The sequence below is a fragment of the Burkholderia sp. MSMB1459WGS genome (assembly GCF_001534535.1).
Taxonomy (GTDB): domain Bacteria; phylum Pseudomonadota; class Gammaproteobacteria; order Burkholderiales; family Burkholderiaceae; genus Burkholderia.
Genome location: NZ_LPMU01000026.1, coordinates 188,860 through 206,257 on the forward strand (window position 1 = coordinate 188,860; position 17,398 = coordinate 206,257).

The 17,398-nt window shown below is 66.5% G+C and carries 18 protein-coding genes; 4 read left to right on the plus strand and 14 right to left on the minus strand.

The annotated features are described in order from the left end of the window. The first annotated feature begins 98 nt into the window (after positions 1 to 98). Positions 99 to 695, plus strand: a complete 597-nt coding sequence (locus tag WT97_RS12495; RefSeq protein ID WP_059499665.1) for an FMN-dependent NADH-azoreductase — start codon at positions 99 to 101, stop codon at positions 693 to 695. Between the two features lie 148 nt (positions 696 to 843). On the opposite strand, the gene WT97_RS12500 is transcribed toward WT97_RS12495, so the two are convergent. From WT97_RS12500 to rpe, 8 genes are all read right to left on the minus strand, one after another. After that, positions 844 to 1,761, minus strand: coding sequence for a uracil-DNA glycosylase (locus tag WT97_RS12500; protein WP_060353537.1), 918 nt, complete (start codon positions 1,759 to 1,761; stop codon positions 844 to 846). A 13-nt stretch (positions 1,762 to 1,774) separates the two neighbouring features. Then, the gene (locus tag WT97_RS12505) at positions 1,775 to 2,401 is read right to left on the minus strand and encodes a CYTH domain-containing protein (RefSeq protein ID WP_059499663.1); all 627 of its coding nucleotides are present in this window, start codon (positions 2,399 to 2,401) and stop codon (positions 1,775 to 1,777) included. Next, the gene (gene trpC / locus WT97_RS12510) at positions 2,401 to 3,186 is read right to left on the minus strand and encodes an indole-3-glycerol phosphate synthase TrpC (protein WP_059499662.1); all 786 of its coding nucleotides are present in this window, start codon (positions 3,184 to 3,186) and stop codon (positions 2,401 to 2,403) included. The genes WT97_RS12505 and trpC overlap by 1 nt, the downstream gene beginning before the upstream one ends. A 28-nt stretch (positions 3,187 to 3,214) precedes the next feature. Then, positions 3,215 to 4,246 carry an anthranilate phosphoribosyltransferase gene (gene trpD / locus WT97_RS12515; RefSeq protein WP_034209840.1) on the minus strand — a complete coding sequence of 344 codons (1,032 nt, stop codon included), beginning with the start codon at positions 4,244 to 4,246 and terminating at the stop codon, positions 3,215 to 3,217. Positions 4,247 to 4,259: 13 nt separating this feature from the next. After that, positions 4,260 to 4,850 carry an aminodeoxychorismate/anthranilate synthase component II gene (locus tag WT97_RS12520; protein WP_034209841.1) on the minus strand — a complete coding sequence of 197 codons (591 nt, stop codon included), beginning with the start codon at positions 4,848 to 4,850 and terminating at the stop codon, positions 4,260 to 4,262. 13 nt (positions 4,851 to 4,863) lie between these two features. Beyond that, a complete protein-coding gene (gene trpE / locus WT97_RS12525) occupies positions 4,864 to 6,357 on the minus strand; it encodes an anthranilate synthase component I (RefSeq protein ID WP_060353538.1) in 1,494 nt (497 codons plus the stop codon). Between the two features lie 357 nt (positions 6,358 to 6,714). Further along, positions 6,715 to 7,479: a phosphoglycolate phosphatase gene (locus WT97_RS12530; RefSeq protein ID WP_059795261.1), complete on the minus strand. Its 765-nt coding sequence runs from the start codon at positions 7,477 to 7,479 to the stop codon at positions 6,715 to 6,717. A 4-nt stretch (positions 7,480 to 7,483) separates the two neighbouring features. Further along, positions 7,484 to 8,170, minus strand: coding sequence for a ribulose-phosphate 3-epimerase (rpe, locus tag WT97_RS12535; RefSeq protein WP_006482066.1), 687 nt, complete (start codon positions 8,168 to 8,170; stop codon positions 7,484 to 7,486). Between the two features lie 177 nt (positions 8,171 to 8,347). Here rpe and apaG point away from each other — a divergent pair, with 177 nt between their 5' ends. Further along, a complete protein-coding gene (gene apaG, locus WT97_RS12540; protein ID WP_006477037.1) occupies positions 8,348 to 8,722 on the plus strand; it encodes a Co2+/Mg2+ efflux protein ApaG in 375 nt (124 codons plus the stop codon). Between the two features lie 14 nt (positions 8,723 to 8,736). On the opposite strand, the gene WT97_RS34900 is transcribed toward apaG, so the two are convergent. After that, positions 8,737 to 8,880, minus strand: coding sequence for a hypothetical protein (locus tag WT97_RS34900; protein ID WP_006482075.1), 144 nt, complete (start codon positions 8,878 to 8,880; stop codon positions 8,737 to 8,739). A gap of 28 nt (positions 8,881 to 8,908) precedes the next feature. Between WT97_RS34900 and WT97_RS12545 the strand changes: the two genes are divergently transcribed. Then, the gene (locus tag WT97_RS12545) at positions 8,909 to 10,033 is read left to right on the plus strand and encodes a murein transglycosylase A (RefSeq protein ID WP_257128486.1); all 1,125 of its coding nucleotides are present in this window, start codon (positions 8,909 to 8,911) and stop codon (positions 10,031 to 10,033) included. 249 nt (positions 10,034 to 10,282) lie between these two features. Here the strand turns inward: WT97_RS12545 and paaK are convergent, their stop codons facing one another. The 5 genes from paaK to paaN all read right to left on the minus strand — a co-directional run bounded on the left by paaK (position 10,283) and on the right by paaN (position 15,908). Beyond that, entirely contained in the window at positions 10,283 to 11,581 is a 1,299-nt protein-coding gene (gene paaK / locus WT97_RS12550) for a phenylacetate--CoA ligase PaaK (RefSeq protein WP_060353539.1), read from the minus strand. 39 nt (positions 11,582 to 11,620) lie between these two features. Then, complete coding sequence (gene paaI / locus WT97_RS12555; protein WP_059499657.1) at positions 11,621 to 12,073, minus strand: hydroxyphenylacetyl-CoA thioesterase PaaI; 453 nt, start codon at positions 12,071 to 12,073, stop codon at positions 11,621 to 11,623. Between the two features lies 1 nt (position 12,074). Beyond that, on the minus strand, positions 12,075 to 12,866 hold the full coding sequence (gene paaG / locus WT97_RS12560) for a 2-(1,2-epoxy-1,2-dihydrophenyl)acetyl-CoA isomerase PaaG (RefSeq protein WP_059795264.1): 792 nt from the start codon (positions 12,864 to 12,866) through the stop codon (positions 12,075 to 12,077). A gap of 45 nt (positions 12,867 to 12,911) precedes the next feature. Beyond that, positions 12,912 to 14,114 carry a 3-oxoadipyl-CoA thiolase gene (gene pcaF / locus WT97_RS12565; RefSeq protein WP_060353540.1) on the minus strand — a complete coding sequence of 401 codons (1,203 nt, stop codon included), beginning with the start codon at positions 14,112 to 14,114 and terminating at the stop codon, positions 12,912 to 12,914. 87 nt (positions 14,115 to 14,201) lie between these two features. Next, positions 14,202 to 15,908, minus strand: coding sequence for a phenylacetic acid degradation protein PaaN (paaN, locus tag WT97_RS12570; RefSeq protein ID WP_060353541.1), 1,707 nt, complete (start codon positions 15,906 to 15,908; stop codon positions 14,202 to 14,204). Between the two features lie 129 nt (positions 15,909 to 16,037). Between paaN and WT97_RS12575 the strand changes: the two genes are divergently transcribed. Further along, positions 16,038 to 16,814 (plus strand): enoyl-CoA hydratase, encoded by a 777-nt coding sequence (locus WT97_RS12575; RefSeq protein WP_059499653.1) that lies wholly within the window; start codon positions 16,038 to 16,040, stop codon positions 16,812 to 16,814. Positions 16,815 to 17,398: the final 584 nt, after the last annotated feature.

A 17,398-nucleotide genomic window follows, 5' to 3' on the forward strand; every position in this document is an offset into this window, starting at 1 on the left:
AACAATCCGTCGCCCAGAACCCGCTTTTTCGCGGTCATGCGGCCCCGCACAATGGCGTCACTCGCGCTACCGAAGCGCAACCCCTACCGGAGCCTGACATGACGACCATTCTGCAAATCAATTCCGCCGCGCGTTCGCAAGGTGCGCAATCCACGCTGCTGGCCAACGAACTGACGGCAAAGCTGCAACAATCGAACCCCGGCGCGAACGTCGTGGTTCGTGACCTGCTGGCCGATGCGCTGCCGCACCTCGACGAATCGGTGCTCGGCGCGTTCTTCACGCCGGCCGACAAGCGCACCGCGGAACAGAATGCGATCGTCGCGAAGAGCGATGCGCTGATCGCCGAGCTGCAGGCTGCCGACATCATCGTGATCGGCGCACCGATGTACAACTTCGGCATCTCGTCGCAACTGAAGACGTACTTCGACTGGATCGCCCGTGCAGGCGTCACGTTCCGCTACACCGAGAACGGGCCGGAAGGCCTGATCAAGGGCAAGAAGGTTTACGTGGTGACGGCGCGCGGCGGCAAGTACCTGGGTACGCCGAACGACAGCCAGACGCCGTACCTGCGCACGTTCCTCGGCTTCGTCGGCATGACCGACGTGAGCTTCATCCACGCCGAAGGCCTGAACCTTGGCCCGGATGCGCAGAGCGCCGCGCTGGCCGGCGCACGCGAAGCGATCGCCGCCGCGTAACGCGTCAGGTCGATGCGGGTGCGATGCACCCGCTGCATCGCCCGATAAAAAATGCCGCGCCCCGAAAGGGACGCGGCATTTTCGTATTCGCCCGGCGAACCTTGGGGCCAGCGCAAGCCCGTTATTAGCGTGGACGGGCGCTAGGCCGTTACGCGAGCGTTTCGGCTGCGTCCGGCAGGCGCCAGTCGATCGGTTCGCGGCCTGCATCGATCAGATAGTCGTTCGCGAGCGCGAAATGGCGGCAGCCGAGGAACCCGCGGTGCGCGGACAGCGGCGACGGATGCGGCGCCTCGAGCACGCAATGCGCGTTCGCGTCGAACAGTGCGCGCTTCGCCTGCGCATGCGCGCCCCACAGCATGAACACGAGCCCGCGATGGCGGCCGGCGAGCTCGCGGATCAGCGTGTCCGTGCATTGCTCCCAGCCACGCTTCGCATGGCTCGCGGCCGCGCCGCGCTCGACCGTCAGCACGGTGTTGAGCAGCAGCACGCCTTGGCGCGCCCATGTATCGAGGCAGCCGTGACGCGGTGTGTCGTGACCGAAGTTCGCGGAGATTTCCTTGAAGATGTTGCGCAGCGACGGCGGCGGGCGCACGGCCGGCGGCACCGAGAACGCGAGGCCGTGCGCCTGCGGCGTGCCGCGGTCGTCGCCGTGATACGGGTCCTGGCCGAGGATCACGACCTTCACGTCGTCCGGGCTCGTCAGGCGCAGTGCGCGGAACACGTCGGTCGGGTAGACCGTCTTGCCGGCCGCGCGCTCCTCATCGACGAAGCGGCACAGCGGCGCGTACGCGTCGCTGTCGGTGAACGGTTTCAGCACGTCGCGCCAGACGGCCGGCAGCGCGTCGAATTGCGCGGCGAGATGTGGCACGTCGGCAGCAACGGGCTGCGGTGTCGAGGCGGTCGGGGCCGGCGCGGGCGCCGGTGCGGCTGTCTTCTTCGTGGATTTTCGCTGGGCCGCGGGCGGCTCGGAAGCCTCGGACGGAATATCGGCCGGTGCCGGTTCCGGCACGGGATCGTCGAACAGCGACGCTTGTTGCGGCGCGCGGGAAGTCTTGCGGGTTGCCATGCGTGATGCGTGTTTATTGCGCGCGCAGCCGGTAGCCGCGCTGCGCCTTGCTGATGTTTTCGGGAACGAGGCCCGGCAGCGCCTGCTGCAGTTCGGCGGCGAGCGTCGCGAGCGCCGTTTCCGGGCCGTCGATCAGTTCGAGTTCGATTTCGCTGATCGGTTCGCGGCGCGTTTCGTGTTCCGCCTGGACGACGATCTCGCCGAGGTCTACCGCGGCCTCGACGGTCGCGCCGCCGATTGCGATGCGCCACAGCGTACGCGAAAAATCCGTGCGGAACAGCGCGTACAGTGCACCGGCCGCGTCATTCAGCGCGGCGGCGGCTTCCGGCACGTCGCAGGCCGCGACGAGCGCGTCGATTTCGAGCGCGTCGCCCGCGACCGGCAGTTCCCATTCGTGGCGGCGGTGCAGGCCGCCTTCCGCGCTGCCGACCGTCTTGAACGTCTGCAGCCAGCCGTCCGGCGTGCGGCGCACGCGCACCGCGCTCTTCGAGCGCGCCAGCGCGAGATCGGGCGTGTCGTAATAGACGTTCGCGAGCGTGATCGTGTGGCCGGGTTCGCCGGTCAGCGTCTCGAAGAAGCGGCGCGCGGCGTCGGCCTGGCCGGCCGGCAGCGCGAGCTTGATTTCCTTTTCGATCGCCATCAGAAGAACATCCGTGCGAGTTCCTCGCCCGGCTGGTCGGCGCGCATGAACGCCTCGCCGACGAGGAACGTGTTCACGTTCGCCGCGCGCATGGTGTCGACGTCGGTGCGCGACAGGATGCCCGATTCGGTCACGACGATGCGGTCCGCCGGAATCATGTCGAGCATGTCGAGCGTGGTCCGGATCGACGTCTCGAACGTGCGCAGGTTGCGGTTGTTGATGCCGAGCAGCGGCGTCTTGAGCGTCAGCGCCTGTTCCATCTCGTTACGGTCGTGCACTTCGACCAGCACCGCGAGGCCGAGCGAGTGCGCATAGGCTTCCAGATCCTGCATCAGCGGCGTGTCGAGTGCCGCGGCGATCAGCAGGATCGCGTCGGCGCCCATCGCGCGGGCTTCGACGATCTGGTACGCGTCGACGATGAAGTCCTTGCGTAGCACCGGCAGCGTGCAGGCCGCGCGCGCTTCCTCGAGGTAGCGGACGCCGCCCTGGAAGAACTGCTCGTCGGTCAGCACCGACAGGCACGCGGCGCCGTGCGCCGCATACGAGCGCGCGATGTCGGCCGGCACGAAATGCTCGCGCAGCACGCCTTTCGACGGGCTTGCCTTCTTGATTTCGGCGATCACGGCGGCGTTGCCGGCCGCGTGTTTCGCCCGCAGCGCGCCGACGAAGTCGCGCAGGTCGCGCGCGGAGGCTTCCAGCTTCAGCGCCTCGAGGGGCGTGCTACGCATGGCCGCCGCCACTTCTTCGCGCTTGACGGCGATGATTCGGTCGAGAATGTCGCTCATAGGGATTCCTGCTTGATTCGTAAGAGGGTCAGCGCTTGAACTGCTGCGTGAAGCGCACGAGTTCGTCGACCTTCGCGCGGGCCTTGCCGCTCGCGATCGCTTCGCGGGCCAGCTGGATACCGTCCGCGATCGACTCGGCGATATTGGCCGCATAGAGCGCGGTGCCCGCGTTCAGCGTGACGATCTCGCGCGCGACGCCCGGCTGGTTGTCCAGCGCGCCGAGCAGCATCGTGCGCGATTCGTCGGCATTTTCCACCTTCAGCGTGCGGTTCGACACCATCTGCAGGCCGAAGTCCTCCGGATGGATCTCGTATTCGTGCACCTCGCCGTCGCGCAATTCGCCGACGAGCGTCGCGGCGCCGAGCGACACCTCGTCCATCCCGTCCTTGCCGTACACGACGAGCACGTGCTGTGCGCCGAGGCGCTGCATCACGCGCACCTGGATGCCGACGAGGTCGGGGTGGAACACGCCCATCAGCTGGTTCGGCGCGCCGGCCGGATTGGTCAGCGGGCCGAGGATGTTGAAGATCGTGCGCACGCCGAGTTCGCGGCGCACGGCCGCGATGTTCTTCATCGCCGGGTGATGGTTCGGCGCGAACATGAAGCCCATGCCGGTTTCGGCGATCGATGCGGCGACCTGGTCCGACTGCAGGTCGATGTTCACGCCGAGCGCCTCGAGCACGTCGGCGCTGCCGGACTTGCTCGACACGCCGCGGTTGCCGTGTTTCGCGACCTTCGCGCCCGCGGCCGCCGTGACGAACATCGACGCGGTCGAGATGTTGAACGTGTGCGAGCCGTCGCCGCCGGTGCCGACGATGTCGACGAAATTCGAGTTGTCCCGCACCTCGACGTGGTTCGCGAATTCGCGCATCACGGTCGCGGCGGCGGCGATCTCGCCGATCGTCTCCTTCTTCACGCGCAGCCCGGTGATGATCGCGGCCGCCATCACGGGCGACATGTCGCCGCGCATGATCAGCCGCATCAGGTGCAGCATTTCGTCGTGGAAGATCTCGCGGTGCTCGATCGTGCGCTGCAGCGCTTCCTGCGGGGTAATCGTCATCGTGCGTCTCCCGTCAGGCGGCCGGTGCGGCCGCAGCGCGGCTCTGTTTCAGGAAATTCTCGAGCAGCGCATGGCCGTGCTCGGACAGGATCGATTCCGGGTGGAACTGCACGCCTTCGACCGGCAGCGTCTTGTGGCGCACGCCCATGATCTCGCCGTCGTCGGTCCATGCGGACACCTCGAGGCAATCGGGCAGCGATTCGCGTTCGATCGCGAGCGAGTGATAGCGCGTGACGTCGAAATGCTTCGGCAGGTCGGCGAACACGCCGCGGCAGTCGGTTTCGATCCGGCTCACCTTGCCGTGCATGATGGTCTTCGCGCGCACCACGCGGCCGCCGAACGCTTCGCCGATCGCCTGGTGGCCGAGGCAGACGCCGAGGATCGGCTTCCTGCCCGCGAATTCGCGCAGCACGTCGAGCGTGATGCCCGCGTGTTGCGGATTGCTCGGCCCCGGTGACAGGCAGATGGTGTCGGGATTCAGGCGCGCGATGTCGTCGAGCGTGATTTCGTCGTTGCGGTAGGTGCGCACGTCCTCGCCGAGTTCGCCGAAGTACTGGACCAGGTTGTAGGTAAACGAGTCGTAGTTGTCGATCATGAGCAGCATGGTCAGTCTCCGGTCAGAAGTCGCTATCGAGGCCGTCCTGGACCTGTTCGGCCGCACGCAGCACCGCGCGCGCCTTGTTCTCGGTCTCTTGCCATTCGGATTCGGGCACCGAATCCGCGACGACGCCTGCCGCCGCTTGCACGTACAGGTTGCCGTTGTGGATCAGGCCCGTGCGGATCGCGATCGCGAGATCCATCTCGCCCGAGAACGACAGGTAGCCGACCGCACCGCCGTACAGCCCGCGCTTGACCGGCTCGAGCTCGTCGATCAGTTCCATCGCGCGCACCTTCGGCGCGCCGGACAGCGTGCCGGCCGGGAACGTCGCGCGCAGCACGTCGTAGTTCGTCATGCCGGGCTTCAGCTTGCCTTCGACCGAGCTGACGATGTGCTGCACGTGCGAGTACTTCTCGATCACCATCTTGTCGGTCACCTGCACCGAGCCGATCTCCGCGATGCGTCCGACGTCGTTGCGCGCGAGATCGATCAGCATCACGTGTTCGGCGATCTCCTTCGGATCGTTCAGCAGCTCGGTCGCGAGTTCCGCGTCACGCTCCGGCGTGTTGCCGCGCGGGCGCGTGCCGGCGAGCGGACGGATCGTGACGATCTGGTCGTCGCCGCGCTTTTCCTGGCGCACCAGGATTTCCGGCGACGCGCCGACCACGTGGAAATCGCCGAAGTTGTAGTAATACATGTACGGCGACGGATTCAGCGAACGCAGCGCGCGATACAGCGACAGCGGATTGTCGCGGTACGGCTTCGTCAGCCGCTGGCCGACCTGGATCTGCATCAGCTCGCCGGCCGCGATGTATTCCTTCGCCTGACGCACGGCGGCCAGATAGTCGTCCTTCTTGAATTCGCGGAACGTCTCGGTGCGCACGCTCGCCGACGTGACGGGCGGCTGCACGGTCGTGCGCAGGCGCTGCTTCAGTTCGCGCAGCCGCTGTTTTGCCTTTGCGTACGCTTCGGGCTGGCCCGGGTCCGCGTAGATGATCAGGTACAGCTTGCCGGCGAGGTTGTCGATCACCGCGACTTCCTCGGTCAGCAGCAACTGGATGTCGGGCAGCCCGAGATCGTCGCGCGGCGCGGTGTTCGCGAGCTTCTTCTCGATGTAGCGCACCGCGTCGTAGCCGAAGTAGCCGGCGAGGCCGCCGCAGAAACGCGGCAGGCCCGGGCGCTGCGCGACCTTGAAGCGCGCCTGGAACGATTCGATGAACTGGAACGGGTCGCCGTCGTGCGTCTCGACGATCTGGCCGTCGCGCACGACTTCCGACACGCCGTTGCGGGTGCGCACGAGCGTGCGGGCGGGCAGGCCGATGAACGAGTAGCGGCCGAAACGTTCGCCGCCGACCACCGATTCGAGCAGGAACGAGTTGGCGCCCGCGCGTTCGGGCTGGGCCAGCTTCAGGTAGAGGGACAGCGGCGTTTCGAGATCGGCGAGCGCTTCCGCGATCAGCGGGATGCGGTTGTAGCCTTCGTTCGCGAGCGATTGGAATTCGAGTTCGGTCATGTTCCGGTCCTGTTCGGGACGAGCGGCGCGGGCGCCAGGGATCACTTGACGCTGCGCGGGTGGCCGTCGGCGAAAGGGCGGTCGATCGAGAAGTGCCTGTTGCCGGCCGGCACTCCGGGCGTGAACGTCGCGAGCCTGCGGCCGGTCCTGAACGCAAGCGTTCGGGCGCGGTGGAACTCGAGGTGGTGCGACGATCGGCGCGCGGATGCGCAGCGAGATAAAAAACGGCGCTGAAGACGTGCTTCAGCGTACCTCATCGAAGAGGTCAGCGCGACCAGCGACGCCAGGGCCAGGCTCCCCGGTCGATGCTGCTCAGACTCCGTTTTTTATTCAGAAACATGCGGATGGAAGAAATAATCAGACGGTTGGCCGGCCGGCGTTGTGCGCGGAAATTGCGCGAGCCGCGACCAGCAACGAATCGACTATACCATCCGAATTTATCGTTTGTATAGCCTTGCCGTGGTTGTAGCCGTACGGCACCGTCAGCGTCGCCATCCCGGCCGCGCGGCCGGCCAGCGCATCGTTTTCCGAGTCGCCGATCGCGACTGCGGTGTCCGGCGCGACGCCGAGCGCGTCGCAGGCCGTCAGCATCGGCAGCGGATCGGGCTTCTTGCGCGCGACGCTGTCGCCGCCGAGCACGATGCCGAAGCAGCCGGCCAGCCCGTATTGCTCGAGCAGCTCGACCGCGAAGCGGTGCGGCTTGTTCGTCACGCACGCGAGCCGGATGCCGGCCGCGCGCAGCGCGTCGAGCCCGGCCGCCACGTCCGGATAGAGACGCGTGTGGCGGCCGTTGATCTTCGCGTATTCGGTCTGGTAGATCGCGAGCGCGTCGTCGAAGCGCGCGTGCGCTTCATCGGCCGGGAAGCGCGGCTTCAGCACGCTCTGGATCAGGTGTTCGGAGCCCTTGCCGACGTAGCCGATCACTTCGTCGCGCGACGTGGCCGGCGCGCCGAGCCGCGCGAGCATCCCGTTCAGGCCGGCCGTGAAATCGTCGGCCGTGTCGACCATCGTGCCGTCGAGGTCGATCAGCGCGGCATCGATGCGCGGCGCGGTAAAGCGGATCGCGGCCGCGTCCGAGGCGGCCCCGGCCGGCGCGTGGCCGGCGAACGACGAGTCGGCCACGGCGTCAGCTCCGCTCGACGGTGGCGAGCGCCGCGCGCATCTCGTCGATCACCTTGCGATAGTCGGGCTTGCCGAAGATCGCCGAACCCGCGACGAACGTGTCGGCGCCGGCTGCCGCGATTTCCGCGATGTTGTCGGCCTTTACGCCGCCGTCGACTTCGAGCAGGATCTCGCGGCCCGTGCGTTCGGTGTACGCGTCGATGCGGGCGCGCGCCTCGCGCAGCTTGTTCAGCGTTTCCGGAATGAACGACTGGCCGCCGAAGCCCGGGTTCACCGACATCAGCAGCACGAAGTCGAGGCGGTCCATCACGTGGTCGAGGTAGTTCAGCGGCGTGGCCGGGTTGAACACGAGGCCGGCCTTGCAGCCGTGGTCGCGGATCAGCGACAGCGTGCGGTCGATGTGGTCCGAGCCTTCCGGGTGGAAGCTGATCAGGTTCGCGCCGGCCTTCGCGAAATCGGGCACGATCCGGTCGACCGGGCGCACCATCAGGTGCACGTCGATCGGTACCTGCACGTGCGGGCGGATCGCCTCGCAGACGAGCGGGCCGATCGTGAGGTTCGGCACATAATGGTTGTCCATTACGTCGAAGTGAATCCAGTCGGCGCCGGCGGCGACCACGTTGCGGACTTCTTCGCCGAGCCGTGCGAAGTCGGCCGACAGGATGCTGGGAGCGATGCGGAATTGAGTCATGACAGGGGAGCGGGGACGTTGCGGCGCAAAACCGTCATTCTACCGTCCGGCGACCCGGTGCGCGGCGGCAGGCCGTGCGGTTGCGGCCCGATTGCGCATAGAATGCCGAACCAATGCAGCGCGCCCGCGGCCCGGCCGCCCGAGTCGGCGCGCGCGGTTACCTACAGCGGACACACCATGAGTCAGTATCAGTTCACCGTTTCGGTGAAAACCAGCTACTTGCCGGAACAATCCGACCCCGATCACCGTCAATACGCATTCGCGTACACGCTGACCATCCGCAACACGGGGCAGGTCGCGGCCCAACTGATCGCGCGCCACTGGATCATCACGGACAGCGAGAGCCACGTGCAGGAAGTCAAGGGGCTCGGCGTCGTCGGCCACCAGCCGCTGCTGCAGCCGGGCGAGCATTTCGAATACACGAGCTGGGCCGTGATCGCGACGCCGGTCGGCACGATGCGCGGCGCGTACTTCTGCGTGGCGGAGGACGGTGAGCGCTTCGAGGCGCCGGTCGACGAGTTCGCCCTGCACATGCCGCGCACGCTGCATTGAGCGTGCGGCGCGCGTCAGCGCGGCTGGCGGTCGTTGTGGCGGGCCTGCTTCTTTCTGCCCGACGACGTCCACACGACGATGAAGATCAGCAGGGCAAGCGCTACGAAGGCTTCGAGCGCGAAGATGAGCATCGGATATTGGTCGAGAAAATCTGACATGGCGGTTTCCATCAAGAACGGACATTGTATGTGGTTTGGGCCCCGGCTGGCCGGGTGGATGGCCGCAGCCGCGGCGGCGGCGCTGCTCTCCGCGTGCGGCGGCGCGCCGACGCGAACCTCCGCGCTGAAGCCGCCGACCGGCGCGGCGATCGTGCCGGGGCAGGTCGCCGCGAAGCGGCTCACGCCGGTCGCGTGGCAGCAGGTGCCGGGCTGGCAGGACGATTCGCTGATCGGCGCGACGGCCGCGCTGCGGCAGAATTGTGCGCGGCTCGCGCGCCAGCCGGCTTGGACGCGCGCTTGCGCGGCCGCCGATCGGCTCGACGAACTCGACGTCAGCAGCGCACGCACCTTCTTCGAAACGTATTTCACGCCGTTCCAGCTCGCGAATACCGACGGGACGCTCGACGGGCTCGTGACCGGCTATTACGAGCCGCTGCTGCACGGGTCGCGCGTGCGCCGCGGCCCGTATCAATACGCGCTCTATCGCTGGCCGGCCGGCTATCGCGCGGGCGCCGCGCTGCCGGCACGCGCGCAGCTCGAGCGCGCCGGCATCCTGAACGGCAACGAGCTCGTGTGGGTCGACGATCCGATCGAGGCATTCTTCCTGCAGGTGCAGGGCTCGGGTCGCGTGCTGCTCGACGACGGTTCGGTGATGCGGGTCGGCTTCGGCGGCACCAACAATCAGCCGTACCGTTCGATCGGCAAGTGGCTGCTCGATCGCGGCGAGCTGACGCCCGCGCAGGCGACGATGCAGGGCATCAAGGCCTGGGCGAAGGCGAACCCGACGCGCGTCGACGCGCTGCTCGACACGAATCCGCGCTTCGTGTTCTTCCGCGACATGCCGACCAAGGAAGATGCGCCGCACGGCGGCGCGGACGGCCCGATCGGCGCGCTCGGCGTGCCGCTGACCCCGGAGCGCTCGATCGCGGTCGATCCGTCGTCGATCCCGCTCGGCACGCCGGTGTTCCTGCAGACCACGCGTCCGCTGACGAATACGCCGATGAACCGGCTCGTGTTCGCGCAGGATACGGGCTCGGCGATCAAGGGCGGCGTGCGGGCAGACTATTTCTGGGGGCTCGGCGACGATGCCGGCGACCTGGCCGGCCGGATGAAGCAGGTCGGCAGGATGTGGCTGCTGTTCCCGAATTCGTGATGTCGGGCGGCGCCGGCTGGCAGGACGGTCGCGCGCGAACGAAGCGGCGGCATTGATGGCGCACCTCGTGCGCGTGGGTGTGCCGGTCTGATCGCCGGTGTGCCCATGTGATTTCAGTTCGCGTAATGCTGTGCGCGTCACGTCGAACGACGCTTTGGAGTCGAGCAGCCCGATCGGCATTGGCCGACCGGGCTGTTTCGTTTGCAGGCGCGGATCGGCCGCTGCGCGCCGCATGCGCGGCGCGCGACCTCAGCCCTTGCGTTTGTCGACGACGCGGCGCGCCTTGCCGACCGAGCGCTCGATGCCGTTCACGGGCAGCACGTTGATCACGGCCGTCACGCCGATCAGCGACTTGATGTCGTACGCGAGCGCCTGTTTTGCCGCCTGGATCGCCGCGGTATCGGGCGCGGTTTCCGGGCACGGCTCGACGTTGAGCGTCAGCACGTCGAGCGGACCTTCCTTGGTCAGCACGATCTGATAGTGCGGCGCGAGCGCGCGCTGCTTGAGCAACTGTTCCTCGATTTGTGTCGGGAACACGTTGACGCCGCGCACGATCATCATGTCGTCCGACCGTCCGGTGATCTTCTCCATCCGGCGCATCGTCCGGGCGGTGCCCGGCAACAGGCGCGTGAGGTCGCGCGTGCGATAGCGGACGATCGGCAGCGCTTCCTTCGTCAGCGACGTGAACACGAGTTCGCCGAGTTGGCCGTCCGGCAGCACTTCGCCGGTGTCGGGATCGATGATTTCCGGATAGAAGTGGTCTTCCCAGATGGTCGGGCCGTCCTTGGTCTCGACGCATTCGGACGCGACGCCCGGGCCCATCACTTCGGATAACCCGTAGATGTCGACCGCGTCGATGCCCATCCGCTGTTCGATCGCGACGCGCATGTCGTTGGTCCACGGCTCCGCGCCGAAGATGCCGATGCGCAGCGAACTCTGCACGGGATCGAGACCCTGGCGCTCGATCTCGTCGGCGATCGACAGCATGTAGCTCGGCGTGACCATGATGATGTCGGGCCGGAAATCCTGGATCAGCTGTACCTGTTTTTCGGTCTGGCCGCCGCCGAACGGGATCACGGTCAGCCCTGCGCGTTCGGCGCCGTAGTGCGCGCCGAGCCCGCCCGTGAACAGCCCGTAGCCGTAGCTGACGTGGACCTTGTCGCCGCGGCGCGCACCGGCGGCGCGGATCGAGCGTGCGACGAGATTCGCCCACGTATCGATGTCGGCGGCCGTATAGCCGACGACCGTCGGCTTGCCGGTCGTGCCCGACGACGCGTGGATGCGCGAGATCTGGTCCTGCGGCACCGCGAACATCCCGAACGGATAGCTGTCGCGCAGATCGCCCTTGGTCGTGAACGGAAAGCGCGACAGGTCGGCGAGCGCTTTCAGGTCGTCCGGATGCACACCGGCTTCGTCGAACTTGCGGCGATAGACGGGCGAGTGGTCATACGCGTGCCGGAGCGACCACTTGAGGCGTTCGAGCTGCAGCGCGGTCAACTCGTCGCGTGAGGCGGTCTCGATCGGCTCGAGCGGTAGCGGGGTAGTCATGCATGTCTCCAGTGTTTGTTATGGGGCGAGCCGTCGACGTCAGCGGTCTTCCGGGATGACCGTGCCCTTGATCTGGGCCGATTTGCCGCGAAACATCGCGATCGTGTCGCCTGTCTGGTTCGTGACGCGGATGTCGTAGATGCCGTGGCGGCCGGCACGCGCCTGTTCGACCGCCTCGGCCGTCAGCACGTCGCCACCGTGCACGGGGCGCAGGAATTCGATTGAGCAGCCGGCTGCGACCGCATTCAGGTTGTACGAGTTGCACGCGAACGCGAACGTCGAATCGGCGAGCGTGAAGATGATTCCGCCGTGACAGGTCTGGTGCCCGTTCAGGAATTCGGGCCGCACGCGCATCTGCAGGCGGGCGTAGCCGGCGCGTACTTCGACGATTTCCATGCCGAACGCGCGGCTGCAGGCGTCGGCGTCGTACATGGCCTGCGCGGTGGCGCGGGCAAGCGAATCGGGGTCGAGCGTGGCGGTGGCGTTCATCATGTCAACGCCCTTCGAAGCGCGGCGCGCGCTTCTCGATGAAGGCCTTCACACCTTCCGCATAGTCGTCCGACTGGCCGAGCTTGCGCTGCAGGTCGCGCTCGAGGTCGAGCTGCTGATCGAGCGTGTTAGTGACGCTGTCTCGCATCGACTGCTTGATCGATGCGATGGCGAGCGTCGGCTGCTGCGCGAGCTGGGTGGCAAGCTGGCGGACCGTGGCGACGAGCGCGTCGTCGTCGACCGCGCGCCAGATCAGGCCCCACTGTTCGGCTTGTTCGGCGCCGAGCTTGTCGCCGGTCAGCGCGAGCCCCAGCGCGCGTGCCATGCCGACGCGTTGCGGCAAGAACCACGTGCCGCCCGAATCGGGCACGAGCCCGATCTTGACGAAGGCCTGGATGAAACTGCTCGAGCGGGCAGCGAACACAAGGTCGCACGCAAGTGCGAGATTTGCGCCGGCGCCGGCCGCCGTTCCGTTGACGGCGGCGATCACGGGAATCGGCAGACGCTGCAGGCGGCGGATCAGCGGATTGAAATGCTCGTCGATCAGCGTGCCGAGGTCGGTGGAGGCGCCTGGCGTGAAGTCGAGGTCGGCGAGGTCCTGGCCCGCGCAAAAGCCGCGTCCCGCACCCGTCAGAATCAGTGCGCGTGCGCCGGCCGCTTCGACTTCATCGAGCGCCGATTGCAGTTCGCGATGCATCGCCCGTGTGAAGCTGTTCAGCTTGTCGGGGCGGTTGAGCGTGATCGTGGCCACGCGCGCGGCCTGATCGATATCCAGCTGGATCGCCTGATAGGACATGCAGTGTCTCCTTCATGACTTCGTTATAGGCGCGCGGCGCGTCGGTTACACGCGTTCGATCGCGAGCGCGATGCCCTGGCCGACGCCGATGCACATCGTACAGAGCGCGAAGCGGCCGCCGGTACGCTCGAGTTGATGGAGCGCTGTGGTGACGAGCCGCGCGCCCGATGCGCCGAGCGGGTGGCCGAGCGCGATCGCGCCACCGTTCGGGTTCACGCGGGGATCGTCGTCGGCGACGCCGAGCATGCGCAGCACCGCGAGACCTTGCGACGCGAACGCCTCGTTCAGTTCGATCACGTCGAACTGGTCGATGCGCATGCCGAGCTGGTGCAGCAGCTTCTGCGTGGCCGGCGCGGGGCCGATGCCCATCACGCGCGGCTCGACGCCGGCCGTCGCCATCCCGACGACGCGCGCGCGGCGGCGCAGGCCATATTGGTCGGCCGCCTGCGCATTGGCGAGCAGCAGCGCGCAGGCGCCGTCGTTGACGCCCGACGCGTTGCCGGCCGTGACCGAGCCGTCCGGGCGCACGACGCCCTTCAGCTTCGCGAGCGCTTCGAGCGACGTTTCGCGCGGATGCTCGTCACGCGACACGACCACGGGATCGCCCTTCTTCTGCGCAATCGTGACCGGTACGATTTCCTCGGCGAGCGTACCGTCCTGCTGTGCCCGCGCGGCCTTCTGCTGGCTGCGCAGCGCGAACAGGTCCTGATCCGCGCGGTTGATGTGGTAATCGACCGCAACGTTCTCGGCCGTCTCCGGCATCGAATCGACCCCATACAACTGCTTCATCAGCGGATTGACGAAACGCCAGCCGATCGTCGTATCGAAGATGTCGGCCTGGCGCGCGAACGCGCTCGCGGCCTTGCCCATCACGAACGGTGCGCGCGTCATGCTCTCGACGCCACCTGCGATCATCAGGCGCGCTTCGCCTGCCTTGATCGCGCGCGCTGCCGTGCCGACCGCATCCATTCCGGAGCCGCACAGTCGGTTCAGCGTCGTGCCCGGCACGGCGGTGGGCAGGCCTGCCAGCAGCGCGGCCATGCGCGCGACGTTGCGGTTGTCTTCGCCGGCCTGGTTCGCGCAGCCGTAGATCACGTCGTCGATCGCTGCCCAGTCGACGTCGCGGTTTCGCTCGATCAGCGCCTTGAGCGGCACCGCGCCGAGGTCGTCGGCGCGGACATCTTTCAGGGCGCCGCCGTAGCGGCCGATGGGAGTGCGAATCGCGTCGCAGATGTAGGCGTCTGTCATGAGCGTATCGGTGAGTGACGAACCCGCCGGGTGGTGGATTCGTTCATGGTAGAGAACGTGGCGGCGTTTGCACGTCGGCCATTCGGGTTATGCCGTCTGGCCAGCTTCCGCAGGTACTGCCTTCGGGGCAACATGGACGCGGCTTTGAACCACGCGGAACCGGTTGGCGACGAATGCCGGGTCGGCCAGCGCGGCGTTGGCGGCTGGATTCGCGCCCGTGCCGTGGAAGTCGGAGAAGGCGGCTGACTGATTGACGAATACGCCGCCCGTCAGGTTGATCGACAGCGCGACGCCGCCACGCACCGCCGCGTCGTGTGCGGCGTTGACGATTGCGTCGTCGGTGCTGTAGACGGAGAGGGTCAGTGCGCCATGCTCGGCGGCGATTGCACCGGCCAGATCGAGCGACTGCGCGGTCGAGTCGGTCGCGATCACGAACGAGATCGGGCCGAACCACTCCTGCGTGAATTTCTCGCGGTCGGCCACGTCGAGTTGCAGTACGAGGGGCGTACGCACGCGCGCATCGGGGAAAGCGGGGTGCTGGAGGGGCACGCTGTCCGCGAGCACACGGCCGAGTTTGCGCGCGTCGTCGATACGCGCGGTCACGCCGTCGTTCTGGATCGCGCCGATCAGTTCGACCGAGCGTGCCGGGTCGCCGGTGAGTTTTTGCACGGCAATCGCGATCGCTTGTGCGACGTCGTCGAAGCTCGCATGGCCGTCGGCCGTCCGGATGCCGTCGCGCGGCACGTAGATGTTCTGCGGTGCCGTGCACATCTGGCCGGAGTACAGCGCCAGCGAGAACGCGATGTTCTTGGCGGCGGCCTTCAGGTCGTCGGTCGAGTCGATCACGATCTGGTTGACGCCGGCTTTCTCGGTGTAGACCTGCGCCTGATGGGCATGGCGTTCGAGCCACGTGCCGTTCTGCGTGCTGCCGGTGAAGTCGATCAGCTTGATCTCCGGGCGCAGCGCGAGATCCTGGACGAGGGCGCCGTCGTTGGGTTCGGTCGCGAGGAGCGTGACGACGTTCGGATCGAACCCTGCTTCGCGCAGCACGTCGCGGGCGATCCGCACCGTGATGGCGAGCGGCAGAATCGCGCCCGGATGCGGTTTGACGATCACGGCATTACCCGTTGCCAGATCGGCGAACAGGCCCGGGTAGCCGTTCCAGGTCGGGAACGTGCAGCAGCCGAGCACGAGGCCCGTGCCGCGCGGCACGATCGTATAGCGCTTGTGCATCGCGAGCGGCGGGTTCTTGCCTTGCGGCTTTTCCCAGTGCGCATCGGCGGGGATGCGGCGCAGCTCGTCCCACGCATAGGCAACTGCCTCGAGGGCGCGGTCCTGCGCGTGCGGGCCGCCGGCCTGGAACGCCATCATGAAGGCTTGCCCCGTGGTGTGCATCACGCTGTAGGCAATTTCGAAGCTTGCGCGGTTCAGGCGCGCGAGGATTTCGAGGCTGACGCCGACCCACGCGCTCGGGCCGGCTTCGCGCCACGTGCGTCGCGCGGCCGCTGCGGCAGCGATCAGGGCGTCGGGCGTCGATTTCGGATACCGGACGCCCAGCGCGATGCCGTAGGGCGAGCGCTCGGCGCCGACCGTTTCACCGGACGCCGGCTGGTCGAGCACGAAGGTCTTGTCGAGGTGCGACTTGAACGCGGCCTCACCGTCCGCGCTTGCTCTTTCCCCGTACACTTTGGGACTCGGCATTTCGGCGAACGGGCTCCAGTACCCGCGGCTCTCGATGGCGGCGAGTGCGTGTTTCAGCGTGTCTTCGTGCTTCGTGAACAGGGCATGGGTCATGGCGGCGGCCTGATGAACGTTGAGAGGGATCGGATCGATTAATTAACCGACCGGTTGGTCGGAGAATGGTAGCATCAAACTATTCGCATGTGCGAGGCGTTTCTCATTTCATTGATCGAGGAGAAATAGATGGCTTACGAGAACATCCTGGTGGAGACCCGCGGGCGTGTCGGTCTGGTGACGCTGAACCGTCCGAAGGCGCTGAATGCGCTGAACGATGCGCTGATGGACGAGCTGGGTGCTGCGCTGAAGGCGTTCGATGCGGACGACGATATCGGCGCGATCGTCGTGACCGGGAGCGAGAAGGCGTTCGCGGCCGGCGCGGACATCGGCATGATGGCGGCCTACTCCTATATGGATGTCTATCGGGGCGACTACATCACGCGCAACTGGGAGACGGTCCGCGAGATCCGCAAACCGATCATTGCTGCGGTTTCGGGCTTTGCGCTGGGCGGTGGCTGCGAGCTCGCGATGATGTGCGACATCATCTTCGCGGCGGACACGGCCAAATTCGGTCAGCCGGAAATCAAGCTGGGCGTCATGCCGGGTGCGGGCGGCACGCAGCGTTTGCCGCGCGCGGTATCGAAGGCGAAGGCGATGGACATGTGCCTGACCGCGCGCTTCATGGACGCCGCCGAAGCCGAGCGTGCCGGGCTCGTGTCGCGCGTGCTGCCGGCCGACAAGCTGCTCGACGAGGCGATTGCCGCCGCGACGACGATCGCCGAGTTCTCGCTGCCGGCGGTCATGATGGTCAAGGAGTCGGTGAACCGCGCGTACGAGACGACGCTGGCCGAAGGCGTCCACTTCGAGCGCCGGTTGTTCCATTCGTTGTTCGCAACCGAAGACCAGAAGGAAGGGATGGCGGCATTCGTCGAGAAGCGCAAGCCGGTGTTCAAGCACCGTTGATCGGCGGGCGCCGCGCACCGCGGTAGGTATCCGGTGACTGCTCTGTATCGATTCTCGGCGTGATTGCTTCGCTCGGTTCTTCAAAAGCCTCCGTGCGCGGCAGCGCACGGAGGCTTTTTCAAACTTTCTTCACAAAGAGCTTGCACGGAAGGGGGCGGATGCATAGAATCACGCCTCTTTCGCGCTAACGGAAACGCAGCGCGGGAGGAAGGGAAGCGGTGCTGTTGGGGTTCGGAGGTAGCGAGCCCGACGGCGCAGGAAGAGAGCCCCGTAGTCGCAACGATGTCGTGCAGAAAGTTGTTGACGCGCTGCGAAACACGGTTCATAATCTCGCTTCTCTGCTGCTGAAAACGCAGTGCTGCTAAGGGGTTCAAGATCCCTCGCAGAATGCTCTTTAAAAATTAACAGCCGATAAGTGTGGGCGCTTGATGAAAGCGAGCTGATCCTCGGATCAGATAGCAAAAGTATCAAGAGTCTCACACTAAAGTAAGTCAGGTTTATGAAGCAATTCATATTCCTGTCAGCTTTGAGTGAGCGACCGGTTCGAAAGAACCGAAAACAGTAACAGGTTTGAACTGAAGCGT